Here is a 6762-nt window from a genome sequence, read left to right as displayed (position 1 = left end):
TTGTTCAGTTTTCAAAGGGCTTCACCTCTTGCGAGGCAACTACTATATTCTATCAGCTCTTCCCCCCTTTGTCAACTCCTTTTTTCAACTTTTTTTGGCCGTTATTGTTGTAAATACCCTTCTTCCCCATAACCGCGCGCCGTCAAGCCCGATAGACTGCAGGCTAAAAGGCTGGCGGTTAGCGTGCGGAGGCCGCTCAGTATCTAACAGAATACATGAAACAGCTGTTACTCTAAACATAACTGGCTTAGGAAACTGTCAGACATCAAACACTGAGATGAATAAAGTTCATCTCAGTGTGTCAATTATCTACTGCTGAAACAATCCTATCCGACCGCTTCCCAAAATACTAGTAAGATTTTGTTCTTTTTAGTCGACTGTGTTTTTAGTGCTTAAAACACTTGATTTACTGTTACCGGAAGTAATGCGGTAATCATCATAAGTACTATAAGGATAGCTGTCCCTATTTTTATCATCGCCAGCATATTCAACAAGAGCTGACCATGATAATTTTTGAATGATGTCCCCAGATGATTTGTGCTCTGAGTCATAGCCATAGTAAAAATCATAGACAACTGTAAATTCAACTGAAAAAGTTGTTGGTCCGGTTTGGGTTACCTTGGTGACATCAACATCACTAAATGTGATGGAGTCAGCACTTCGATTTTTCGCACCGGTGGTATTGGTATCTATCGTGTTTTTTACATCTTGATAGAATTTATTATTGTTTCCGCCGGTAAAAATATCATCCAAATCATCCGGTGTAGTTTGTGAAGAAGCGTATGAGCTCATTTTGCGGTAAGCTTCTGTAATGAGTGAATCCGCAGTATCACGGTCAAGAACACCTTTGGCATCCAGAGTAATAGTATCACCATCATAGATATCTTCTATTGATTGTGTCTCTGATTTTAGAGGAGATTTCCCAGAGAATGATTTCTGAACATAGATCTTGGAAGCATCTGTGACAGCTAATTTTGAAACCTTGTATTTGCCATCGTGTAGCTTTCCGATTTTTCGACTGCCTACGTACAGATCTCCATCAGTAAGATTGCTGTTAACCTGAAAACTGAGATATTTAACATTTAAATTAACTTTTATGTTATTGGTAATGGTTTCTTCGGATGAGACTTCAAGTTTCTGACCAGATAGTGTCCCCTTAGCAGCAAAATGATAGGTTCCCGGATAAAGCCGTGAAATAGTCTTCGTGTAAGAATCGCTGTCCGTTTTAGCAAGTCTCTTATGATTAACAAATAACTCCAAGCCTTTTGTGTTGACAGATACCGTAGCTGAAACGGGTTTGACGGCAACTCGCCAATCAGGGAAAATCAAAAACTTTCTGCCTACATTTTTCATTTGCCGATAGTCAGACATAAGGTCATCCATCTGCAGTGTCCTGTTTTCTTCGGAATTTCTATAAATTAATTCTGATTGTTTTATTGGCTTTTCTGTATCACTCCACACTTCAAAAGCTAAAGCTTTGGTAAAATTATGATTGGCAGTTTTCAAATACCTTTCTGCAACTGCCTCGCGAGAAAAATACTGATTGCCGTAGATATAACCTGCTCCAAGCGCAAGTAAAAGAATGACTGCCAGCGCAGCTAAGATTTTCTTCCCTTTTGACCAAGATTTTTCAGCCGGTTCTGCCGGACTGCCGGCAGGTTTATTTTCTGTTGATTGCTTAATCTTAGCCAGATCAAACTGCTGATTTTTGGCAAGGAGAAATTCGTCAGGAGTCGGCTTACGGCCAATCTGCTTTTCAAAAGCTTCCACCCACAATTGCTTGGGGGACTTTTCACTGCCAGCAGCAGGTGACTTTGAAGCTTGGGATTCTTCTGTCATTTGAGCTGCAAGCTCCGCAGAAGCTTGGCCGGCCGCATTTAAAGTCTTTGCAGGACTGCCTTGAGAATCTGCTGACAAGGGTTCTGTCAAGTCTGCAGAAACATTTGCTATTTTCTTAATTTCTTTTAAGTCAAAATCAGCTTTTTTACCTTCTAAAAATTCTTGCGGCGTCGGCTTACGGCCGATAACCTTTTCAAATAATTCTACCCATTTTTCTTTGCTTGCCATAGTACCATCCTATTTTAATATAACTTTGTCAATGAATCTTTTATGCCATCTAATCCGCCCAAAAGGTTTGCTGCAATTGATTTATCCATGAAGAAAATAATTAGAATAAACACAAGAAACGCAATCAGACGCACATAAAAATTATTTAAGCTTCCCAATGATACCTTGATATTTGCTAAAAAGGCTACTATTAGAATGGCTAAGCTAACAACACTTAAAAGAGTTAAATATATAAATACTGTTTGAATAGAGCGGATAGCCGGCACTTCTTTAATCAAATGCGAAACAGACGACAGCCCTTCAAAAGGATTGGAGCCGATAGACCCAAAAGATGATGCGATTTGATAGGAATAATCGCTTGAAACAATTAATTTAGCTGACGTTAAGAAACTCAGTAAAAAGATGAGCAGATTAACAGCTGCTAAAAGCGGTGTATAAGCAACATATTTCCCCAATAAAAAGGTCACTTTTTCTTGAGATTTAGCAGAAAATTTGTCAAGCAAAGCCGGTACAGCAGCTACAAGAGCATAAGCAATGAAAATAATAACTGTTATGACAATTACTTTACTAAAACCAAAATTGGTACGGACAGCATCTTCAACGACAGAAAAAGCTTCCGGTTCATTCATTTTAAGACTTTCACCGCCAATGGTCATATTGATAATCGAGGTAAAAATTCGATGAACATAATTGACTAGACCGGCAGCTAGAAAAAGCGCTGCAAGAATTAAGGTCACCGCCCCATAAGCAAACTGACTATTTGCAGACTGGGCTGCTGGCCTTTTTAAGCCTTCCAGAAACCAAGCAAAATAACCTTTCCCTTTTTCCTTCAACTGTTCAGCCTGTTGATGGGGTGCCCCCTGATTATCAGCCTGCTTGGCAACAGACGCCTCTTCCTGATTTACTTTGGTTTCGGCCTCTTCTGATACTGCTGCCACTGGCTCTGGAGTCAGCTCGTTTTTCTCTTTTGAGCCTTCAGCAACGGCATCATTTTGAAATTCTCCTGCAGCCAGAGCTTCTGCAATCTCTTTGGCAGACGGGTCGCGTCCGTTAACAGCCTCAAAGTAATCCAGCCAATCTTCTTTATTCATATCAATCTCCTTACAATTATGTTACATAATAAAAAATTATAGCATGAGCTTTTTAATCTGACAAGGTGATAACAGCAAGCTCTAAGAGAGATTCTATCATCATTTCCAAGAAAACAGACTTCTCAGTCTACCCTCGTCCAGATCATTAAATGATCGGCTGTTTAAAGTTCATTTCTTTATTCTGCAGACGGCAAACTATAAAGCTTCCTTGCAGTCAATTCATTCAAGCGAAAAGGCTGGAACACTTTTGTCCCAGCCTTGTTATGACTATCATATATTATTTTGCTTCAATAACTCCTAGATTTCCGTCTTCACGGCGATAAAGTACGTTAGTTGTATTGTCATTAGCATCTGTATAAATGAAGAAGTCATGCCCCAAAAGCTCCATTTGCAGGCGGGCTTCCTCAATATCCATTGGTTTCAATGTAATATTTTTCGTTCTTACAACCTTGACTGCCGGCGTTTCTTCAATTTCTTCTGCTTCAAACTCAGTTGTAAAAACATGGGATGCCGGTTTCTTTTCACGATGTTTTTTGGCAATTTTTGTTTTGTTTTTGCGAATTTGACGTTCAATCTTATCAACGACTAAATCGGCCGAACCATACATATCTTGAGAAATATCTTCAGCGCGAAGGGTGACTGAATCGAGAGGAATAGTAACCTCAACCTTAGCCGTTTTTTCGCGATATACTTTTAGATTGACACGCGCATTTAATTCCTGATCAGCATTAAAATACTTTTCGATTTTTTTGAGTTTAGACTCAACATAGTTACGGATCGCATCTGTTACTTCAATGTTCTCCCCACGAATACTACATTTAATCATAAGCTACCTCTTTTCTTACGCTTTAGATAAGCGCTTTCTTCATTATTATTATATCGCTTTCATGAAAATTTGCAAGTTTTTTTATCATCTTGCCAAAGAAAAGGACTTCACTGTTTTCACGCCGTTTTCAAGCAATAGCTGACTGGCTAACTGGATAGTGGCACCCGTAGTATAGATATCGTCAACTAATATAACCTTATCAGGCAATTCTTTAGTTTTTCTTAAATAAAAAAATTGCTGACTGGACAGCCTCTCCTGCCGTGTTTTGCTGGATTGTTTAATACTGTCATTTTTTCCTAATAATTGGCTGTAAGGCAATTTAGCTTCATCTAAAAAAGCCTGTACTTGATTGAATCCGCGGCTGTTTAGGCTCGAGCGGCTGAGCGGAATAGGAACCAACGTATAACCGCGGCTGTTTTTTAACACTTTCCTGACAGTCTTTGCAAAAACCTTCCTCAAAAGATAATCTCCCTGAAACTTATAAGTGCTAAAATAATCTTTCATGGCTTGATTATAACAAAAGAGGGCTCTGTGATTGACCTTTTGTCCCTTGTTTTGCCAATAAAGGCAGTCCTGACAATAAGTATTGACATTATTTTTACAGCAGGCGGGACAATGACTGTTTGAAATAGGCTGAAATTTAGAAAAACAGCTGCTGCAAACCGCATCCTCTACAGCACTCAGGAAAAAAACAGAAGAAAAGTTCAGATTGCTTTCAAAGGGTAAATGGCATATAAGACAAATCATTTAAATCCTCCCTTTCGATTCATTTCTTTAATTTCAAAAACAGCCTTTTTAATCGCTTTATTAAGGCCATTATGAAAGAAAATCAGTGTTCCTGTCGGTCGGTTTTGTGAGCGTCCGACACGGCCGGCAATTTGTATCAAGGCTGTCTTGGTAAATAAACGATGATTGGCTACCATGACAAAAACGTCAACGCCGGGAAAGGTGACCCCTCTTTCTAAAATAGTTGTTGATACTAACATTTGAATCTGACCGTTCCTAAACTGTTCAACTTTTTCCAGACGGTCCGGGCTTAGGCTGGAAATAAAATCAATGGATTCGTCCGGAAAATATTTTTTCAGAGACTCTGTAAAACGTAACCCCAATTCAATGTGAGGAAAGAAAATGAGCAAGGGAAACCGGCTTTGCCGCTGCTTTCGAACATACCTTAAAAAGCGGGCAGGCAGCTTTTGCTTATCTGCCTTTTCAAGAGAAAAATTCAGCCAAACAGTTTGAGGTACAACCAAAGGTTTGGCGTGAAAACGTCTGGCCAAGTGCAGTTTTTTCAGCTGACCCTGCTTAATTTGCCTGTCCAGCTGCTCTGTTGACGTGGCTGTTAAATATACTCTGGTCCCGTCAGATTTAAGACAATGATCCAGAGCATAGTGCAGCATTTTGTTATCAACAAAAGGGAAGGCATCAACCTCATCGACAATTAAAAGGTCAAAAGCCTGATAAAATCTTAAAAGCTGATGTGTCGTTGCAATGACCAGAGGACTGCGCTCATAGGTTTCTGATTCTCCATGCAGCAGGCTGATAGAACAGGAAAAATCACGGCTTAAGCGTTTATACAGCTCCAAGCAAACATCAACCCGAGGACTGACCAGCGCCGCTGCTTTGCCCTGCCTAAGGGTATCATCCAGTGTCCCATAAATCATTTCGGTCTTTCCAGCCCCGGTCACCGCATGAACAAGGATATTTTCTTTATTTTTGACAGCCTTTCTCAAACTATCTGAAACGCTCTGCTGGAAAGGCGTCAGCTGACCCTGCCATCTCAGCGCCTCAATTTCCGGAAAGGTCTGCTGTTCAAAATAAAACAGTTTTTCTCGGCTGCTGATGCGGCCAAATACCAGACAGCTTCTGCAGTAAACCGAACCATCAGGCAGACTGTTGTCTCTGCTGTTTTTGCTGCCGCAGCGATTGCAAATAAAATAGGGAAATTTCTCTGTCATGGCCGGCAAAGTTTGGGCATGTTTTTTGAGATCATCATCCAGCTGACTTTCAGTCCATAGGCGGCCATAATAATTTTTTAAGTTGTCCATCTGTTTTACTATTCGCAAAAAGTAGTAAAAATCAGCTTGCACCTTTTCAAAAAAACGGGTACACTTTGTCTATGAACTATCGGACAATTGCTAAAAACGGCTGCACAGAAGAAGTTATTAAAAAATCCCGCTTTATCTGTCAGGCCAAAAGAATTTACTCAGAAGAAGAAGGACGCGATTTTATTGCCCAAATAAAAAAAGAGCACTATAAAGCTACTCATTCCTGCTCTGCCATGATTATCGGGGAAAGCAGTGATATCAAGCGCTCCAGCGATGATGGGGAACCCAGCGGCACCGCAGGAGTTCCGATGCTAAGTGTCCTTGAAAAAAATCATCTGACCAATCTTGCGGTCGTTGTTACTCGCTATTTCGGCGGCATCAAATTAGGAGCCGGCGGTCTTATTCGTGCTTACTCGGGAAGTGTGGCAAGTACAATCAAAGCACTCGGGATGGTCGAAGTTAAGGAACAGACGGGGCTTAAGCTGGAATTAAGCTATCCCCAGTATCAAAATTTTGCCAATTTCTTAAGTGCACATGGACTGCAAGAGTATGATACCGATTTTTCAGTCCATGTTACGACAACTATTTATGTAGACGAAAAGGATATTGACAGGATTCAAGGCAGTCTAAATGATTTTTACCAGGGAAAAGTTACCAGCCGTATCTCCGGCAGTCAGGTCGTTGAAATTCCTGCCATGTGATATGATTTATTTATCACGGTGATAAATAATTT

6 protein-coding genes are annotated in these 6762 nt (G+C 40.3%); 1 reads left to right on the top strand and 5 read right to left on the bottom strand.

Features of this window, described 5'->3' with window-relative positions; genetic code table 11:
- Positions 1-369 precede the first annotated feature (369 nt).
- The 5 genes from G573_RS0100630 to G573_RS0100610 form a co-directional block, all read right to left on the bottom strand.
- Positions 370-2067 carry a zinc ribbon domain-containing protein gene (locus tag G573_RS0100630; protein WP_027974916.1) on the bottom strand — a complete coding sequence of 566 codons (1698 nt, stop codon included), beginning with the start codon at positions 2065-2067 and terminating at the stop codon, positions 370-372.
- Between the two features lie 14 nt (positions 2068-2081).
- On the bottom strand, positions 2082-3158 hold the full coding sequence (locus G573_RS0100625; protein WP_027974915.1) for a hypothetical protein: 1077 nt from the start codon (positions 3156-3158) through the stop codon (positions 2082-2084).
- A gap of 277 nt (positions 3159-3435) precedes the next feature.
- Positions 3436-3984: a ribosome hibernation-promoting factor, HPF/YfiA family gene (hpf, locus tag G573_RS0100620; protein ID WP_027974914.1), complete on the bottom strand. Its 549-nt coding sequence runs from the start codon at positions 3982-3984 to the stop codon at positions 3436-3438.
- Between the two features lie 84 nt (positions 3985-4068).
- Complete coding sequence (locus tag G573_RS0100615) at positions 4069-4731, bottom strand: ComF family protein (RefSeq protein WP_027974913.1); 663 nt, start codon at positions 4729-4731, stop codon at positions 4069-4071.
- On the bottom strand, positions 4728-6029 hold the full coding sequence (locus tag G573_RS0100610; protein ID WP_027974912.1) for an ATP-dependent helicase ComFA: 1302 nt from the start codon (positions 6027-6029) through the stop codon (positions 4728-4730). Before G573_RS0100610 ends, G573_RS0100615 begins: the two co-directional genes overlap by 4 nt.
- 71 nt (positions 6030-6100) lie before the next feature.
- On the opposite strand from G573_RS0100610, the gene G573_RS0100605 reads away from it, so the two are divergent.
- Positions 6101-6730, top strand: a complete 630-nt coding sequence (locus G573_RS0100605) for a YigZ family protein (protein WP_027974911.1) — start codon at positions 6101-6103, stop codon at positions 6728-6730.
- Positions 6731-6762: the final 32 nt, after the last annotated feature.

This window comes from Streptococcus devriesei DSM 19639, from assembly GCF_000423725.1.
Taxonomy (GTDB): Bacteria; Bacillota; Bacilli; order Lactobacillales; family Streptococcaceae; genus Streptococcus; species Streptococcus devriesei.
The sequence above is the reverse complement of the archived record's forward strand: the minus strand, read 5'-3'. Positions and strand labels throughout refer to the sequence as shown.